18 protein-coding genes are annotated in these 17632 nt (G+C 61.1%); 13 read left to right on the top strand and 5 right to left on the bottom strand.

Annotation, left to right across the window (positions count from 1 at the left end; genetic code table 11):
- Positions 1 to 71 precede the first annotated feature (71 nt).
- From IC231_RS18770 to IC231_RS18740, 7 genes are all read left to right on the top strand, one after another.
- A complete protein-coding gene (locus tag IC231_RS18770) occupies positions 72 to 557 on the top strand; it encodes a tetratricopeptide repeat protein (protein WP_190786024.1) in 486 nt (161 codons plus the stop codon).
- Between the two features lie 243 nt (positions 558 to 800).
- Positions 801 to 1388 (top strand): energy transducer TonB, encoded by a 588-nt coding sequence (locus IC231_RS18765; RefSeq protein WP_190786023.1) that lies wholly within the window; start codon positions 801 to 803, stop codon positions 1386 to 1388.
- Positions 1389 to 1448: 60 nt separating this feature from the next.
- Positions 1449 to 1988, top strand: coding sequence for a hypothetical protein (locus tag IC231_RS18760; protein ID WP_190786022.1), 540 nt, complete (start codon positions 1449 to 1451; stop codon positions 1986 to 1988).
- Positions 1989 to 2048: 60 nt separating this feature from the next.
- A complete protein-coding gene (locus IC231_RS18755; RefSeq protein ID WP_190786021.1) occupies positions 2049 to 3581 on the top strand; it encodes an N-acetylmuramoyl-L-alanine amidase in 1533 nt (510 codons plus the stop codon).
- A gap of 179 nt (positions 3582 to 3760) precedes the next feature.
- Positions 3761 to 5197: an OFA family MFS transporter gene (locus tag IC231_RS18750; RefSeq protein WP_223831492.1), complete on the top strand. Its 1437-nt coding sequence runs from the start codon at positions 3761 to 3763 to the stop codon at positions 5195 to 5197.
- Positions 5198 to 5229: 32 nt separating this feature from the next.
- A complete protein-coding gene (locus IC231_RS18745) occupies positions 5230 to 5373 on the top strand; it encodes an MFS transporter small subunit (protein ID WP_190786020.1) in 144 nt (47 codons plus the stop codon).
- Positions 5374 to 5457: 84 nt separating this feature from the next.
- Complete coding sequence (locus IC231_RS18740) at positions 5458 to 5877, top strand: putative signal transducing protein (RefSeq protein WP_190786019.1); 420 nt, start codon at positions 5458 to 5460, stop codon at positions 5875 to 5877.
- A gap of 57 nt (positions 5878 to 5934) precedes the next feature.
- Here IC231_RS18740 and IC231_RS18735 read toward each other — a convergent pair whose 3' ends face one another.
- Entirely contained in the window at positions 5935 to 7155 is a 1221-nt protein-coding gene (locus IC231_RS18735) for a molybdopterin molybdotransferase MoeA (protein ID WP_190786018.1), read from the bottom strand.
- 179 nt (positions 7156 to 7334) lie between these two features.
- Here IC231_RS18735 and moaC point away from each other — a divergent pair, with 179 nt between their 5' ends.
- Both moaC and IC231_RS18725 read left to right on the top strand, forming a co-directional pair.
- Positions 7335 to 7823 carry a cyclic pyranopterin monophosphate synthase MoaC gene (gene moaC, locus IC231_RS18730; protein ID WP_190786017.1) on the top strand — a complete coding sequence of 163 codons (489 nt, stop codon included), beginning with the start codon at positions 7335 to 7337 and terminating at the stop codon, positions 7821 to 7823.
- The gene (locus IC231_RS18725; RefSeq protein ID WP_190786016.1) at positions 7813 to 9000 is read left to right on the top strand and encodes an NTP transferase domain-containing protein; all 1188 of its coding nucleotides are present in this window, start codon (positions 7813 to 7815) and stop codon (positions 8998 to 9000) included. Before moaC ends, IC231_RS18725 begins: the two co-directional genes overlap by 11 nt.
- A 3-nt stretch (positions 9001 to 9003) precedes the next feature.
- Here IC231_RS18725 and IC231_RS18720 read toward each other — a convergent pair whose 3' ends face one another.
- Together IC231_RS18720 and moaD are read right to left on the bottom strand one after the other, a co-directional pair.
- The gene (locus tag IC231_RS18720) at positions 9004 to 9423 is read right to left on the bottom strand and encodes a molybdenum cofactor biosynthesis protein MoaE (RefSeq protein WP_190786015.1); all 420 of its coding nucleotides are present in this window, start codon (positions 9421 to 9423) and stop codon (positions 9004 to 9006) included.
- Positions 9424 to 9608: 185 nt separating this feature from the next.
- Positions 9609 to 9851: a molybdopterin converting factor subunit 1 gene (gene moaD / locus IC231_RS18715; RefSeq protein ID WP_185888362.1), complete on the bottom strand. Its 243-nt coding sequence runs from the start codon at positions 9849 to 9851 to the stop codon at positions 9609 to 9611.
- Between the two features lie 120 nt (positions 9852 to 9971).
- Between moaD and moaA the strand changes: the two genes are divergently transcribed.
- Positions 9972 to 10979 (top strand): GTP 3',8-cyclase MoaA, encoded by a 1008-nt coding sequence (gene moaA / locus IC231_RS18710; RefSeq protein WP_190786014.1) that lies wholly within the window; start codon positions 9972 to 9974, stop codon positions 10977 to 10979.
- Positions 10980 to 11011: 32 nt separating this feature from the next.
- On the opposite strand, the gene IC231_RS18705 is transcribed toward moaA, so the two are convergent.
- Both IC231_RS18705 and moeB read right to left on the bottom strand, forming a co-directional pair.
- On the bottom strand, positions 11012 to 12175 hold the full coding sequence (locus tag IC231_RS18705; protein WP_190786013.1) for a putative sulfate/molybdate transporter: 1164 nt from the start codon (positions 12173 to 12175) through the stop codon (positions 11012 to 11014).
- An 88-nt stretch (positions 12176 to 12263) separates the two neighbouring features.
- Positions 12264 to 13364 (bottom strand): molybdopterin-synthase adenylyltransferase MoeB, encoded by a 1101-nt coding sequence (gene moeB / locus IC231_RS18700; RefSeq protein ID WP_190786012.1) that lies wholly within the window; start codon positions 13362 to 13364, stop codon positions 12264 to 12266.
- A gap of 142 nt (positions 13365 to 13506) precedes the next feature.
- On the opposite strand from moeB, the gene fdhD reads away from it, so the two are divergent.
- The 3 genes from fdhD to IC231_RS18685 are packed head-to-tail and all read left to right on the top strand — an operon-like array spanning position 13507 to position 17366.
- On the top strand, positions 13507 to 14391 hold the full coding sequence (gene fdhD / locus IC231_RS18695) for a formate dehydrogenase accessory sulfurtransferase FdhD (RefSeq protein WP_211539191.1): 885 nt from the start codon (positions 13507 to 13509) through the stop codon (positions 14389 to 14391).
- A gap of 53 nt (positions 14392 to 14444) precedes the next feature.
- Positions 14445 to 14774 carry a DUF7009 family protein gene (locus IC231_RS18690; RefSeq protein ID WP_190786011.1) on the top strand — a complete coding sequence of 110 codons (330 nt, stop codon included), beginning with the start codon at positions 14445 to 14447 and terminating at the stop codon, positions 14772 to 14774.
- A 36-nt stretch (positions 14775 to 14810) separates the two neighbouring features.
- Entirely contained in the window at positions 14811 to 17366 is a 2556-nt protein-coding gene (locus IC231_RS18685; protein ID WP_190786010.1) for an FdhF/YdeP family oxidoreductase, read from the top strand.
- Positions 17367 to 17632: the final 266 nt, after the last annotated feature.

The raw sequence follows: 17632 nt of genomic DNA, 5'->3' as shown, positions 1-17632 counted from the left end.
CGGTAAGCGCACCAGCCGTGGCATTGCTGCCTGCGTATTCCTTTTCATTCTCTGTCTTACCTCTCAGGATTTTGCTTTTGGACACGCTGGATGAGCTATTTGAGCGTTTGCGCGTGGCTACTACTCCTACCGAGATAGAAGCCCTGCAGAACGGTATCTGGCAGTTGTGGCTGTCTACGGGAAATCGGCGGCTGGATAAGCACCTGGAAGCCGGTATGCGGGCCATGGCGGCCGGCGACTACAGCCACGCCATTGCCGATTTCACGGTATTGATAGAAGAGTGCCCCTCGTACGCGGAAGGCTGGAACAAGCGTGCTACCGCCCATTACCTGCGGGGAGAATACCGGGCCTCCATCCGCGACATTCAGCAGACCCTGCGCCTGGAGCCCCGCCATTTCGGGGCGCTGAGTGGCTGGGCCACCATGATCCGCATGCTCGGCGACGATGCCGGCGCCCTGCGCGTGCTGTTGCGGCTGCAACGCATCTGCCGCTACTGGCCCGGCCTTCAGGCCCAGCTGCATGACCTGCGCAACCGACTAGGAGAGGCAGAAAGCTAAGTGCCCCGGTTTGTATTTGTGTGTGGACGTTTGTAAATTTCCGGAATCTAACCTGCTGCCTTTCAGCGCCTCACTGGGTTGTTAGGTTCTCTAAAGCATCGTCTGACGTGTATTGAGCCATAAAACACCCGGTTGAGGATGGAAAATGCAGAAGAATAGATATTGGATTTAAATGCTATTTTTTTGATCTGACAACGGTTAGCCTACTCCCCCCAGGCTGGCCGTACCTCTTCCCACCCACGCATGAAACACGCTTACGCTTTGGGGGCACTCTGTGCCCTCGCATTCCTGTTGGTAAGTCCCGATACTCAGGCGCAGCGCCGCAAAAACGACCTGGAATCCGGCGAAATGGTGAAGGGCCAGAAGGTAGGCGTCTGGGAATATTTCAGCCTCACCCGCGACGGCCGCCAGGTACTGGTGCAGCGCTACGACCATACTGCCAATAAGCTCCTCTTTTACCGGCCCATTGAGGACATTCCGTATGAAACGGAAGTGACGCCCGGCCAATGGACCCGGACGCGTGTGCAACAGCCCCCGTTGTTCATTGGCGGCGAGGCGGCGCTGGCAGCCTACATGGCCCGCCTAAACTATCCGCAGCTGGCCCAAAGCCGCAATATTCAGGGCCGCGTGCTGGTGTCTTTTGCCATTGATACGCTGGGCCGTGCTACCTCCCACAAAGTTCTGATGGGCATTGGGGGTGGCTGCGACGAAGAGGCGCTGCGCCTCAGCCGTACCATTCCGGCGCAGTGGATTCCGGCCCGCCTGAATGGCCGTGCCGTGCCGGTAGTATATGAACTGCCGTTTACGTTTCGGCTGCAGACGCCGCGCTAGCCGGGCATAGTGCCGAGCCGAGCCTAACCTCAACCGGCCCTGCTTGCGTACATTGGCTCCATGAACCCGTTCCTAACCTTCCGCCTCCTGACAGCCACGAGTGTGGCGGCCGTTCTGCTCACTGCCTGCGACTCTACTCCGCGCGAGCGGCAGGAAGCAGTGCGCGAAGAAGCCCGCAACCTCGACACGCTGGCCAACCGGGCCGCCGATAAGCTCCGCACTGTTGGCCGCCGCGCCGCCCGATTCGATTCGGTGTCGCGGGAGCGCAGCCGCCAGCCGCTCGATACGGTAGCGGCCCGCGCCTTTGCCGGCCAGCTGCTGGGCAGCTACGGCAATATCGAGCAGCTGACGCCGACCACTATTGAGCCGGCATTCGTGCAGTTTATGCAGCAGGTGCGCACCAACCGCAAGCAGTGGACCCAGCGCGACTGGGACTATGCCACCGCGCTCAGCCGCCGCCTCAATGCGCGGTTTCGTACCATTCGCCTTGATATCAGAGGCCGAGACGAGCTGCACATCCGGGCGCTGCAGACCGAGTTTACAGCGCTTGAAACCGGCCGCGACATGAAAGACCTTGGGGATGCCGTGAAGGAGAAGTAAATGTCCTCAACTGAATGTGTAATGAGCCCCGCCGCAGTGCGGGGCTTTCTTTTTCCGGTAATGGCGCAGAAAACTAGCACGGCAAAGAGTAGCAACTGGATAGCCTGCGTGGCAGCCCTGCTGCTGCTAGGGCAGGCGGCACAGGCGCAGCGTCTTATTCGCAAAGCGGAAACCATACCAGTTGGCGAGCTGTGGCTAAGTCCCGGCGATGCGCTGCAGGTCCGCGTGTTGGGAGAGCCGGGCGGCCAGGCCTCTTTCCTGAACGGCCAGCCCCTGACGGAACTGAGTCCTGAACAGGCCCAGGGGGTGCGAGGAGTGTACCAGGGTACCTACCAGTTGCGCCCCACCGATACGCTGAGCGAAGGCCAGCCGCTGTGGCTGCACCTGCGCCTGCCCGATGGCCGCCATGATTCGCTGCAAACGGCTTTTCCGGTGCGGTTGCTCAACCCAAACCAGCCCCTGCTGGCCGTGACCAAAGGCGCGCTGTCCCACCTCAATTACGGCCTCGGCGATGACCGACTGGGTGGGGCCAAGATAGGTTACCTCGATTCGTTGGTGCTGCTACATGTGACGGGCCGGGTGGCAGACCAGTACCGCGTGCGGCTGGCGGAAGGGCACTATGCCTGGTCGCCGGTAACAGGCGTCCGGCTGCTTCCGCCCGGCGGCTTTGTGCCTGCTTCCCTCACCGGTTCCTGGAGCGTGCGCGGCGACTCCCTCTACGACTATGTGCGTGTGCCGCTCACCCAGCGGCTGCCTTACCGTTCGCAGGTGCTTCAGAACCCCACGCGGCTAGTGATAGATGTTTTTGGCGCCACGTCTAACACCAACTGGATAACGCAGCGGGACGGGCTGCGTGAGTTGGGTGCCATCTACTACGAGCAGCCGCAACCCGATGTATTCAGGATGGTACTGCCTCTGCGCCACCGCCAAAGCTGGGGCTACCACATTGGCTACGAGCAGAATACCCTTGTTGTGCAGGTGGCGCGCCCACCCGCCAAACTACGCCTGAAGGGGCTGCTGGTGGCTATTGATGCCGGGCACGGCGGCACCAATGTAGGAGCTATTGGCGCCAGCGGAGCTCGTGAGAAAGACCTTACACTGGCTATAGCCCAACAGCTGCGGCAGGAATTGGAGCGCCGGGGAGCCCGCGTACTTATGACCCGCGAAACCGACGCAAGCCTGGAAATAGCAGAACGGGTAGCCCTATTACGCCGCCGCCGGCCGGCCCTGTTGGTCAGTATCCACGTCAACTCTACCGGTGGCACTACGGCGCGTGGTACCAGTGCCTTCTACCGCTACACCGCTTTCCGGCCGCTGGCCGAGGCGCTGTATGGGCGCATGCAGGAAACCGGCTTACCGGGATGGGGCTTGGTCGGTAATTTCAATTTTGGCCTCAACGGACCCACTGAATATCCCAACGCGCTGGTGGAAACAGCTTTTATATCAAATCCGGAAGACGAGAAACTGCTGACTGACCCTATCCGGCAGGAGCAGATGGCCAAGGCTATGTCGGCCGGAATCGACGACTTTTTGAAGGCTGCACGGAAGAAAGGGCTGCGCGGGTGGCTGAGTAAGCAGGCAGCTACAGAATAGAGCGTGAAGCAGGGCCGAGGACGTCGCAATGGCTTTAGTAGCAGACAAAATGATGTTGCTACAGGGGTTGCTATAGTTTTTTAGCAAAAAATAGTTGTGTGTTTGGGGATTATCGGCGTACAAAGCCGATATCTTCCTCATTCTCAGCTCTGCTTACCAAGCAGATACTGCGAATGCCGATGCTCTTTTTCCCAACCAAACCCACCATGCACATGGCAGAAGACTCCTTACTGGACCGCAGCCGCACCGTAGCCGGGCCCGGCTACAATCGTTGGCTGGTGCCCCCCGCCGCCCTGGCCATTCACCTGGCCATTGGGCAGGCGTATGCATTCAGCGTATTCAAAAAGCCCCTCGGTGCCCTCATCAGCGGCAACCCCGACGCCCCCGCACCTGCTGACTGGACGCCCGGGCAGCTGGGAGTTATCTTTTCCATTGCTATTGTACTGCTGGGTCTTTCAGCGGCTATTTTCGGGAAGTGGCTGGAGCGGGTAGGGCCCCGCAAGGCCATGCTGGCGTCGTCGCTGTGCTTTGGCGGCGGCTTCTTTATTGCGGCATTGGGGGTACATCTGCACAGTATCTGGCTGGTGTATTTCGGCTATGGCTTTGTGGGCGGCATCGGGCTGGGCATTGGCTATATCTCGCCCGTAAGCACGCTCATCAAGTGGTTTCCGGACCGCCGGGGCGTGGCTACAGGCATGGCCATCATGGGGTTTGGCGGCGGCGCCATGATTGGCTCGCCGCTGGCCGTAACCCTCATGGACCACTTCAAGGCGGCCGGTACCGGCACGCTGGGCGTAGCCGCCACGTTCCTGGCCATGGGCCTGATTTACCTGCTGTTCATGCAGTTCGGGGTCTGGACCATTCGGGTGCCGGCCGATGACTGGAAGCCCGAAGGCTACGTGCCTTCCAACGAGCACAACGCCCTGATTACGACCGGCAACGTCACGGCCGACAACGCCATTAAGACGCCGCAATTCTGGCTGCTGTGGGTGGTGCTGTGTATGAATGTGACGGCCGGTATCGGCGTGCTCGAAACGGCCTCGCCACTCATCCAGGAATCTTTCTCAGATGGAGTGATGGGCGCGGGCCGGGGCGTGACGGCGGCGGCGGCGGCCGGGTTTGTGGGCCTGCTGAGTCTGTTCAATCTGTTAGGGCGCTTCTTCTGGTCGTCGGCTTCGGATAAGATGGGCCGCAAAACCACCTACGCCATCTACTTCGGGCTGGGAATTCTGCTCTACGCACTGGTGCCCACACTGGGAGCCGGGGCGCAGCTTACGCTATTTGTGGTAGTAACCTGCGTGATTCTGAGCATGTACGGCGGCGGTTTCGCCACCATTCCGGCCTACCTCTCCGATTTGTTCGGCAAGCTGCAGGTAGGTGCCATTCATGGCCGCCTGCTCACGGCCTGGAGTACGGCCGGCGTGCTGGGCCCTGTCATCGTGAACTACCTGCATACCAATGCCAAGGCCAATGGCTTGGTAGGGGCGGCCGCGTATCAGTCAGTGTTCTACACCATGGCGGGCCTGCTGGTCGTGGGGTTGATAGCCAACTTCCTGGTGCGGCCTGTGGCGGAGCAATACTTCGAGAAGGAAGCTGCTAAAAAAGCAGCGGCCTAATCCGCTGCCATCATCCTACATATCCTGAACTCATGGACCAGAAAACCTCTTATCCTACTTCTGATGCCACGCCCAGTTCTACCGGAGCTGTGGCTTTCGCCTGGCTCTTCGTGGGCGTTCCATTGGCGTGGGGCGTTTCCCAGACCTTTATCAAAGCCTTGGCCTTGTTTCAATAAGGCGCTCTGCAGAAAAAAGCTGCGGCTAATGAAAGAAGCACCCGAAAGGGTGCTTCTTTTGTTTTATCTGAAAACCAGCGGCCCATGTACGACGAGTCTCCTGATACCCCGATTGTGCTGCTGGCATCCTTCGCCAATGTTATTTCAGCGCACTTGGCCAAAAACCAACTGGACGCGGCCGGTATTCCCAGCTTCCTGAGCAACGAAAACCGCCCGTATGGCCCTATTTCGGGCGGCGTGCGGCTGCACGTGCGGGAGCAGGACTTAACAGAGGCACAGGAAATATTAGAAGCCAGCCGCACGAGCATGCATGCGCTGGCGCACTCCGAAGAGGAAACCACCGCCGATGCTGCCCGCTGCCCCCGCTGCCACCATACCGACGTGGTCTGCCAGCAGACGCCACAGCCCACCCACACCCTGCTTACCCGCTTGCGCCTCTGGCTCCTAGACCCCGAGAAACCGCAGTGCCACTGCTTCCACTGCGGGCTGGATTTTGAGGGATAAACAATCGGTAGCTGCTTTCCAGGCTTTCAGAGGTGCGGGAATCAACTCATCACTATTTCACCGGAACCGCCACGCCGGGAGCACGGTGCCAGCCGGGAAATGCTCCTGCTCAGCAGGAAGCTCCAGAAAAGCATTGCTGGTCAGCAGGCTGGCCTGGTCGCCGGAGCCGCCGGCCCGCTCGGGGTGCGCGAGGCGCCGGCCGTCGGGCGCATCTTCCAGCCGCACCAGCAGAAAATGCGTGAGAACCGGCCGGAAGCTGATGTCGGTGGCCAGCACGGAGGGCACGGGGACACTGGATAAGCCAGCAGGATGCTGCACCGCCTGCAGCCACGGGTGCACGTAGCGGTAAAAATTCACGAACGACGACACCGGATTGCCGGGCAGCGCAAACACTACCGCTCCGCTCGGGTGCTGCCCAAACCAAAACGGCTTGCCTGGCCGCTGCTGCACCTCATGAAACCGTTGCTCCACCCCCAACCCACGCAGCACCTCCGGCAAAAAATCAGCCTTGCCTTTGGATACGCCGCCGCTCAGCACCACCGCGTCAAAGTCGTGTAGCAGTGCCGGCAGGCCCTGCTGTAGTGCAGCTACGTCGTCGTTGAAATGGAACAGCGCCGTAACGGCCCCAGCAGTATTGGCGGCAGCTTGCAACATCAGGCCGTTGGAGCGCCGGATCTGATGGGGCAGGGGAGTGGCCGTGATGGGCACCAGCTCGTCGCCGGTACTGACCACTGCTACCCGCGGGCGGCGCGTAACGGCCACCGTAGCCGCCCCAATAGTGGCCGCCACGGCTAGTTCCGTGGGACCCAGCACGGTACCGGCCGGCAGCAGCAGGTCGCCTTGGCGGCGGTCAGCGGCGCGCGGGTGGATGTTGTGGCCTGCGCGGGGCGGCGGCACCTGCACCTGCGCGTAGCGCTGGCCGGTGGCTTCTTCGGTCCGGAAAGTTAGGTCTTCGTAGCGGATGCTAGTGTCGGCACCATCAGGCAGCGAGGCGCCCGTCATGATTTCGATGGCCGCCTGCGGATTTTGGAGGGTCTCCGGTGGCTGGCCGGCGAACTGCGTCCGCTCCACCAGAAACTCCGTCTGACCAGCCTCAATGGCCGCATACTGTACCACAATGCCATCCATAGCCACCCGGTTGAAGGGCGGAAAGTCTCGGTCGGCGCGCAGGTCTTCGCGCAGCACGCGCCCGGCGGCCAGCGGCAACGACAGCAGTTCGATGGAAAGCGGCCGAATGGTGGCGGCAATAAGCTGGGTAGCCTGTTCAGCAGAAATCATACTCGGAAGTCAGAAGTGAGGCGCATCTTTGCCGTCGACCGTTGTCGGCCGACCGTTGCCGTATAAGAAACTCTGCGCGGTGCTACAGGTTGTGCTGATACCGCCTTTTGGTGCGCCGTAAGGTGCTGCCGGCAACAACACGACGCAAAGATGCGTCCCTCCGTTTTCGTCTCCTAGTTATGTCCGATTCTCCTAAACTCACGCACCTCAACGCCGCCGGCCAGCCCGCTATGGTCGATGTGGGCTCCAAAACTGCCACCCGCCGTGTGGCCCGCGCCCGCAGCCGCGTGGTGCTCGGCCCCGAAATTATAGCGTTGGTGCAGCAGGGCGACCTGCCCACCCGCAAAGGACCGGTTTTCCAGACCGCCATTCTGGCCGGCATTATGGGGGCCAAACGCACCTCCGAGCTGATTCCGCTGTGCCACCCGCTGGGCCTTGATGACTGCCAGGTGCGCATTGAAGTAGATGGGCCTGATGCCGTGCTGATTGAGTGCACGGCCAGCGTCACGGGCAAAACCGGCGTCGAAATGGAGGCTCTGACCGGTGCTTCAGTGGCGGCCCTCACCATTTATGATATGTGCAAAGCGTTGTCGCACGACATCGTGATTCAGGAAACGCGCCTGCTGAGTAAAACCGGCGGCAAACAGGATTTTCATCATGCCGGATAACCAGCCAACCCCCAACGACGCGCCTCGCAGCAAGCACGCCCAACTGGCCCGCCCGCACGCTGGCGAATTCGGCCGGTACGAGTTGGCTATTCTGGGTGCGCCCTGTGGTAGAATCAAGGAGCTGGCGGCCCGACTGCTGCCTCTGCTGCAACCCACGTTGCGCGCGGCCTACGTGGATGCCGACCACGCCGCCGGTGACGACGCGGCGCAAGGTGGCAGCGGGGGCCAAGATGCTATTCTACAGGCCGGTGCCGCCGCCGAGCTGACCGACAAAATCACCTTTACGCGTCTTGATGTGAAGCGCCCGTTGGACAAGTTCAGCCAACAGGAGCTGCTGCAACACCAAAACTTAGTACTCGTGAATGGCAACCATTTCCGGGCCCGCCAGCAGCTCGTGATTCTTGACCCCGCCAAACCCGTGGAGAAGAAGCTAGACCGACTCACCGACGTGCGGGCCCTGCTGCTGCCCGAAGGCGTAACGGAGGTGCCGGCGTATCTGCGGGCGCATTTAGCGGAAGCGCAGGTGCCCGTGTTGTCCCTTCACGACACGGCTGCCATTGCCGACCTTATTCTGCAGGAATGGCACGCGGCCGCGCCGCCGCTACGGGGCCTGGTGCTGGCCGGGGGCCGCAGCCAGCGCATGGGCCAGGACAAGGGCAAGCTGGCCTACCACGGCCAGGAGCAGCGCGCATACGCCGCCGAGCTGCTGGCCCCTTTCTGCCAGGACGTGCACGTTTCCTGCCGCCCCGACCAGATAACTGAGCTGGAATACGCCGGCCTGCGCCCTCTGCCCGACACTTTCGCCGACCTGGGCCCCCTCAGCGGCATCCTCTCGGCTTTTCGCCTCGACCCTAACGCGGCCTGGCTGGTGGTGGCCTGTGACCTGCCGCTGCTGTCGGAAGTTACGCTGGCGCATCTGGTGCAGCACCGCCAGCCGGCTCGCATGGCTACGGCTTTCCAAAGCCCGGAGAATGAATGGCCCGAGCCGCTTATCACTATCTGGGAGCCGGCCAGCTACCCGCAGCTGCTGCGCTTTTTGAGCCTGAGTTATAGCTGTCCGCGCAAAACGCTCATCAACTCCGATATAGAGCTGCTGGCCGCTCCGGCCCCGCAGGAATTGCGCAACATCAATACGCCCGAAGAAGCGGCGCAGGTGCGGCAGGAGCTGGATTCGTAGCCGCTACGGGTGCGCCGCCACCCACACGTCGCCGTCCTGGTAGAACTCCTTTTTCCAGATAGTCACCACCTGTTTTAGCGTGTCAATGATGTACTGGCAGGCGGCGAAGCTCTCGGCGCGGTGCGGCGTGGATACGGCCACGACTACGGCCACGTCGCCGATATACAGGGTGCCTTTGCGGTGCACGACGGTTATTTTCTGCACCATCGGCCACCGCTCAGCCGCCTGCTCAGTCACTTTGCGCAGCTGGTGCAGGGCCATGCTGTCGTAGGCTTCGTACTCGAGGCGTACCACGGGGCGGCCGGTGCTCTGGTTGCGCACCGTGCCGATAAAGGTATTGATAGCGCCTGCCCCGTCGGCTTCCACGCTACGCAGGGCAGCGGCTACGTCAATGGGCTGGTCGGTCAGGTCGATGTGAATCAAGGGAGTGATGCGGTGAGGAAGAAAATAGTGACAGGTAAACGGAAAGTCGTTCAGGGCCTGTGAGGAACCCAGAGTGCTGGCATTCAGGGAAACCTGAACGGTGTAGAGACGCGTAGTCGCGTTTCGTCGTTGAACGACCGGAACCGCGCCAACGAAGCAGCATCAGCAACGTTGAGGTGCGCCCGCTACCCGCCGGATACCGGCGGAATCAGGGCTATTTCGTCGCGTTCCTGCAGTAGCTGTGTGTCTTCGGCGTACTCGTTGTTCACGGCTACGGCTAAGCTGCTGAGCTGGCGCAGGGCCGGGTAGTCGGTGCGAAGCTGCTCTAGGAGCTGGTGCACGGGCTGGCCTTCGGGGAAGTTCAGAGCTAGCTCTGGTTGGCCCACAATTTCCTTGGCAATGCCAAAAAGCGCTATTTTTAGGTTCATAGGGTCGGGGAGCAAAATATAGTAACAGTACGCACTTCAAACCCGAACCACAACGCGCGTGTTACGTTTTGGTTGACAGATTCCGGCCCTTACCGGGCTACTCTCTTTTTTATTGCTGCTATGGCTGGTGCCGCTCCGTCTGTTTTGTTTGATAATCATGGCCGTCCGCTGGAATACCTGCGGCTGGCCGTGACGGACCGGTGCAACCTGCGCTGCTTCTACTGTATGCCCGAAGAAGGCATCAAGTACATGCCCAAGCAGGAACTCCTGACCTACGAGGAGATGGAGCGGCTGGTTGGCCTGCTCACGGGCCTGGGAGTACGCAAAGTCCGCCTGACGGGCGGCGAACCATTCGTGCGCCGCGACTTGGTGCCGTTTATGGCCCGCCTCACCGCTATTCCCGGCCTCGACGACCTGAGCCTGACCACCAACGGCGTGCTCACGGCCCCGTATGTGCCCGAGCTGGCCCGCCTGGGCGTGAAAGCCGTCAACCTCAGCCTCGATACCCTGGACCGTGCCCGGTTCGCCAGCATCACGCGCCGCGACGAGCTACCGCGGGTGCTGGACACGTTCTACGCGTTGCTGGCCTCCGGGATTCAGGTGAAAATCAACGCGGTGGTGATGGACGGGCAGAACATCGAAGACCTGGTGCCGCTGGCCGAGCTGACGCGGGAACTGCCCGTAGAAGTACGCTTCATTGAGGAAATGCCCTTCAACGGCGGCAGCCACGCCGCCACGCTGCCCTGGGACCACTGCCGCATTCGGCAGCATCTGGAAGCGCACTTAGGCGAGTTTGTGCCCGTGGCTACGCCCGCCGGCGCCACGGCTTCCGAGTACAGCATTGCCGGTCATCAGGGGCGCATCGGTATCATTGCGGCGTATTCGCGCACGTTCTGCGGCACCTGCAACCGAATCCGCCTCACGGCCGAAGGCGGCCTCAAGACCTGCCTCTACGACCAGGGCGTATTGGATGTGCGGGCGTTGCTGCGCGGCGGCTCTACGGATGAAGAAGTGGCCGAGGCCCTGAAAAGCGCCTTCCGCTACCGCGCCGCCAATGGCTTCGAGGCCGAGCAGCGCCGCCCCGTGCATCAGCTCAGCTTTGAGTCGATGAGCACGATTGGCGGGTAACTGCGGATGCTACGACCGGTTTGCCCGTTGGCTTATTTTCCCAGCCCTACCCAGCCGCGCCGCATAGCGTAATATACCGTCGTGCCGACCACCAAGCCCACCAAGTAGCCGTACGGCAGGCCGGCGCAGAGTAGCCCTACCAGCAGTGCCACCAGCAAATCGGAGCGGTGCGTGGTGATGTCGCGGAGCAGCGTGGCCAGTGTAAGGGCCTCAAACAGCAGCAATACGCCCAGCACTGGCAACGGAAAAATCTGCACGATTTGCTGGAAACCCTGGCTGAAGAACAGTCCCAGCACCAGGAATAGTCCGCCGTAAATCAAAACGGAACCGCCGGTGCGGCCGCCAAACGTATAGTGCCCCACCATGCCGCCCGAGCCGTGGCACACCGGGAAGCCACCCAGAAGTGGATTCACGAGGTTCATGAGGGCATACGTAAAGCTGATTTGCCGCACTGTAAGGCTCCGCTCCGGAAAGTAATCCTGCACCACCTGCCGCGTAGCCAGCACCGAGTTGCCGAGCGACAACGGAATCTGGGGCAGCGCCAATAGCACGGCGCCCGTCAAAATATCGGTGGTAGCGGGCACGTGCCAAGCCGGCAGGTGCAGCCCAATAGCGCGTTGGGCGGTGGCCAGATCGAGCTTGAAAACCAGGCCATATGCCACCCCGAGTGCCAGTACCACCAGCGCCGCCGGCCAGCGACGGTTGCCCAGCAGCACTACCGTCACCAGAAAGCCGGCGGCGGCCAGCGCGTAGCCCGGCAGGCCATCGGCGGGCACGTACTCTTTCAGGGCCAGCGTAGCCAGTTGCAGGGCCAGCCCAAACTGGATTCCGCGCACCACGGGTTTGGGCACGAGCCGGGCCAGCGCGTCAATCAGTCCTGTGACCGACAGCAGCAGCATGCTGACGCCAATAGCCAGTCCGCCCCCGAAAATGAGGCGCCCCGGAATCTTCTGCGCAATAACCAGCGCGGCAAACGCCTTCAGCGGCTGTACCGGCATTGGCATACCGTACCAGAGGCCCGAAAACACCTGCATCAGCCCAAACATGATCAGCACCCCGGCGCTATCCATGCCTGAGGCGGCAATGATACCGATGAGCAGCGGCAGATCCGTCCCTAAATCCCCAAAGGCCCCGGCCAGCTCATTTCTGTCGAATCGGATGCGTGGGCGGGCAGAACGGGTGGCAGTAAGCGGCATAAAGGATGTTTCGGGCAGGGAAAAGTGGCTCTGTTTGGCTTCCGGCGCAGCCTAAAGCCGGCACCCTAAAAACCAGGAGTAATATGGCTTAAACCGCTTTTTCCACGGTATCCTGCCAGGCCAGCATACCGCCGGTCAGGTTCTGCAGATTGGTGAAGCCATACGTATTCTGCAGCAGCTCGATGGCCTGCGCACTGCGGCGCCCGGACCGGCAGTACACCACCACCGGATGGTGCCGCGGAATAGAGGCCGTTCCTTTTTCCAGGCTACTCAGCGGCAGCAGCGTAGCGCCCGGTAGATGCGTCAGGACAAATTCCTCCGGCTCACGCACATCCAGCAGAAACGGCGGGTGGCCCGATTCCAGCAATTCGTGCAGCTCCACCGCCGATACCGCACTGATGCCGACACCGCACAAGTCGGCGTAATCGGCACGGTTGGCGGTATCCAGGTTGATGACGGCCTGCTCCGGCTTGCGCGGAAACTTCAGAATCCGGGTCTGAAACGACAGCGCATCCAGCATCCAGAGCCGCCCCACCAGCAGCTCCCCGATTCCCAGCACCACCTTCAGCGTTTCGGTGGCCTGCGCCATGCCTACCAGCCCTGGCAGCACGCCCAGTACGCCGGTATCTTCACAATTTGGGGCTTCGCTGGCAGCGGGCGGCTGCGGAAACAGGCAGCGGTACGTGGGCCCGCCCTGGTAGTTGAACACCGATACCTGCCCTTCAAACTTGTAGATGGCCCCCGAAACCAGCGGCCGGTTCAGGCTCACGCAGGCATCGTTGAGCAGGTAGCGGGTCGGGAAGTTGTCGGAGCCATCCACTACTACGTCGTACTGCGCCACCAGCTCGCGCACATTGCCCAGCATCAGCCGGCAGCTGTGCACCTCCGTGTGCACCAGTGGGTTGAGCTGTTGAAGGACACGGGCGGCCGTAGCGGCTTTGGGCTGGCCCACATCGGCCGGGCCGTACAGAATCTGGCGCTGCAGGTTGCTCATGTCTATCTTGTCGGCATCCACAATACCCAGCGTGCCTACGCCGGCAGCGGCTAAGTATTGCAGCACCGGGCAGCCCAGGCCGCCAGCCCCCACCACCAGCACGCGGGCATTTTTCAGGCGTAGCTGGCCGGCTTCTCCTATCTCGGGTAGCTGCAGGTGGCGGCGGTACCGTTGGCGTTCTTCAGTGGTAAGCATAACTGGAAAAATTAGACGACCGGATAAACGTCTGGTTATTGTGGCGGTGACTCGGTTAAACTTACAACTACCCCGTAAGGTTAAGATACTACGTGCCGGCTGCATCTGCGCGGTTTCTCCTCATCGGTTATCCGGATTCTCAGTGGCAACTCCCGTTTTTCTGCCTCCCACCAGCTACGACTACGTGACCGTGCAGAAAGTGCAGGGCTCGGAAACCACGGAAGCCTCCGACGTGCTGGCCGCCGAAGAGCCGCTGGAAATTCGCGTCGGCTACGGCCCCGAAAGCCGGCGTCAGCACCGCACACTGTCCGTCACGATGCGTACTCCTGGTCACGATTTTGAACTGACGGCCGGATTCCTGCTCACTGAAGGTATTATTCGCGGCCGCGAAGATCTGCAGGGCATCCTCTACTGCCCCGATGTGGCGAAGGAAGAGGAGCGCGAAAACGTAGTGCGGGCCGAACTCAGTCCCGCGTCCGTACCCGATTTGCCCCGGCTGGAGCGCCATTTCTATACCAGCAGCAGCTGCGGTGTGTGCGGCAAAACTAGCATCGAGGCGGTGCACGCGGCCAGCTGCCCGGTGTTGCCTACTCAGGGGCCTTATGTAGCAACGGCCGTTATTCATCAGCTTCCCGCACAGCAGCGCGCGGCTCAGGCATTGTTCGAGCAAACCGGCGGCCTGCATGCGGCCGCGCTGTTTTCGCCGGCCGGCGAGTTGCTGCTGCTGCGCGAAGACGTCGGCCGCCACAATGCGCTGGACAAAGTAATCGGGGCGGTGCTGCTGGCCGGGCAACTGCCGCTGCATGGCGCGGTGCTGCTGGTAAGTGGCCGCGCCAGCTTCGAGCTGGTGCAGAAAGCAGCCGTAGCCGGTATTCCGGTGCTGGCTGCAGTGGGAGCTCCCAGTTCCCTGGCCGTATCAGCTGCTCATAACTTCGGCATGACGCTCTGCGGCTTCGTGCGCCAGAACCGCTTCAACGTCTACAGCCACAGCTGGCGCATCACCGGTGAGGCGGAGCCGACAAGCTAAGGCTCCTCTCTGGCTTTGATTCGCTATTTCTGCCGTTTCCCACTTCTCACTCCATGAAACTCCGCCTCGAAGACAACACTTTGCGCCTGCGTCTTTCTCCGGAAGAGGTAATGGAGTTCGGCCACGCCGGCCGACTCCATACTGCAGTGCCGCTCGGGCCGGTTCCGGAGGATACGCTGACCTATATATTGGAGCGTACTACCGCTGCCGGTCCGGAGCTGCAGCTGGCTTATACTCCGGGGCACATCACGGTACTGGTGCCGGCTGCGTTGGCCGATGAGTGGATGACCACCGAAACCATCAGCCTGCGGGGCAGTTATCCGGTAGCCGGCAACCAAGTGCTACATATATTGGTAGAGAAGGACTTGGGCTGCAAACACTAGCCGCCTTTTCTGCTCCCACCGAAGCCCCCTCATACCATGGAAGAGTCTCCCGTCGCCGATCCGAACAAAGCAGGCAAGCAGCACGAGCAAAAAGCCAGCAATGCACCCAAAAGCGGGGAGCGGCCCGACCAAGGCGAAGCGCCGGCTCCCGACCATTATCGTCCCGACCCGCAGGCGGCGCGTGACGAGAGCAACATAACCCCTCCGGACGTGGCCAACGCAAAGTATACCCATCCCATCCTGGCTCAGCCGCCCGAAGCCCTCACCGGCATCCGGCTCGAAGAGCGCGCCAAAGTAGCGGCCGGCGTCACGGCCGTTATCAAGTCCATGGAGTTCAGCTGGAGTGAAGGCGGCCTGAACCGCGGCACCCGTGGCCTGCTCAAAATGAACCAGAAGGACGGGTTCGACTGCTCCAGCTGCGCCTGGCCCGACCCCGACGACCACCGCTCAGTTGCCGAGTTCTGCGAAAACGGCGCCAAAGCCACCGCTTCCGACGCCGACGATAAGGCCGCCGGCCCGGAGTTTTTCGCACGGCATAGCCTGGCTCAGTTGTCTAAGATGACCGACCGGGACCAGAACAATGCCGGTCGCCTCACGCACCCGATGGTGAAGCGCCCCGGCGACAACCACTACTCGCCCATCACCTGGCCCGATGCGTTTCAGGTTATTGCCGACCATCTGAACGCGCTGGATTCGCCCAACGAGGCAGTGTTCTATACATCGGGCAAAGTGCCCAACGAGCCGGCCTTCCTGTTCCAGCTCTTCGCCAAGCAGTTCGGCACCAACAACCTGCCCGACTGCTCCAATATGTGCCACGAAAGCAGCGGCGCGGCCCTGAGTCCCACGCTCGGCCTGGGCAAAGGCTCCGTCACGCTCAACGACATCTACGAGGCCGAAGTCATCCTTATTATAGGGCAGAACCCGGGTACCAACCATCCGCGCATGCTGTCAGCCCTGCAGAAGGCCAAGCGCAACGGCGCCAAAATCATCAGCATCAACCCGCTTATTGAGGCCGGCCTCAACCACTTCAAGAACCCGCAGGATTTCATGAACCCGCTCAAGGCGCTGGGCGCGCTGATGGGCGACGGCACACCCATCACCGACCTGTACTTGCAGGTACGGGTAGACGGCGACATGGCCCTGCTGCGCGGCATCATGAAGCACCTGTTCGAAGCCGAAGACCTCAACCCTGGTCAGGTAGTCGACCGTGCCTTCATTGCCGAATACACTACCGGCTTCGAGTCGTTCGAGCAGAACATCCGCAACACTTCCTGGGAAGACATTGAGGAGTTGAATGGTATCAGCCGCGCCCAGCTGCTGGAAGCCGCCAATATGCTGGCCACTAAAAAGAAGATCATCACCTGCTGGGCCATGGGCGTCACGCAGCAGCGCCAGGGCGTGCAGACCATCCAGGAAATCGTGAACCTGCAGTTGATGAAGGGTGCCATCGGCAAGCCTGGCGCGGGCACCTGCCCCGTGCGCGGCCACTCCAACGTGCAGGGCGACCGAACCATGGGCATCTGGGAGCAGCCGACCAAAGCGTTTCAGGATGCGCTGGGCAAGGAATTCAACTTCCAGGCCCCCTATGAGCATGGCTACGACACCGTAGAAGCCATCAAAGCCATGTACAAGGGTAAAACCAAAGTGTATTTCGGCTTGGGCGGCAACCTGCTGGCCGCCGGCCCCGACACCGAAGTCATTGCCGAGGGCATGCGCAAGCAGAAGCTGACGGTATTTGTCGGCACCAAGCTCAACCGCGGCCACCTTATTACCGGGGAAACTAGCCTGCTGCTGCCCTGCTTCACCCACGCCGACGTAGATATGCAGAAGTCCGGCCACCAGATGACCTCCTGCGAAAACTCCATGGGCGTCGTCAGCCAGAACAAAGGCGTACTGATTCCGCTGGAAGGCCAGATGATGAGCGAAGTGGCCATTATCAGCGGCGTCGCCATTGCCACCCTCGGCAGCCGTACCAACATTGCCGACTGGGTAGCCATGACCGAAAACTACGACGTCATCCGCGACCATATCAGCCGCGTGATTCCCGGCTTCGAGAATTTCAACGAGAAGCTGCGCCGTCCCGGCGGCTTCTACCTGCCCAATGGCCCCCGCGACCGGAAGTTCACCACGCCCAACGGCAAGGCCAACTTTACCACCACCGAGCTGCAGCACTACCAGCGCGAACTGGAGCCCGACCAGCTCATCCTGATGACCGTGCGCAGCCACGACCAGTTCAACACTACTATATACGACTACAACGACCGGTACCGCGGCGTCTTCAACGAGCGGCGCGTGCTGTTCATGAATCCGCAGGATATGGCCGAGCGGGGCATTAGCGCCAAAGACCTCATCGACATTACCAGCCACTACAAAGGCGAAACCCGCACCGTCGAGAAGTTCGTAGCCGTCCCCTATGACATCCCGAAAGGCAACGTTTCCGCTTACTTCCCCGAAGCCAACCCGCTCGTACCGATATCTAGCGTGGCCAAAACCAGCAATACTCCCACCTCTAAGTACGTAGTAGTGACCGTAGTGCCAACGCTCAAAACCACTGGCGCCCCCATAGAACAGCGCTTGGCCGTCGAAGCCTAACCTCTCACGATACATATAGGAGCCGTCAAAGCCCGCTCATACTCGACCTCCTCTACACGCTTTGCTTGTCGCTTAGCAGAGTAGAGGAGGTCGACTTGTATAGGTATCAGTGCTCAAAAAAGCCATTCTGAAGTAGCTGCACCAGATTGTGAAATATTTTCCAGGTGTTTGTGAACTAACTGGAGGGTGTAAGTGGTTGTCTGCCAGCGTCCGGTTCGCAGCTACGGCGCCCTGCTACGGCGGGTCAGACAAAATAGTTGTTGCCC

The sequence above is a fragment of the Hymenobacter duratus genome, from assembly GCF_014698995.1.
Taxonomy (GTDB): domain Bacteria; phylum Bacteroidota; class Bacteroidia; order Cytophagales; family Hymenobacteraceae; genus Hymenobacter; species Hymenobacter duratus.
The sequence above is the reverse complement of the archived record's forward strand: the minus strand, read 5'-3'. Positions and strand labels throughout refer to the sequence as shown.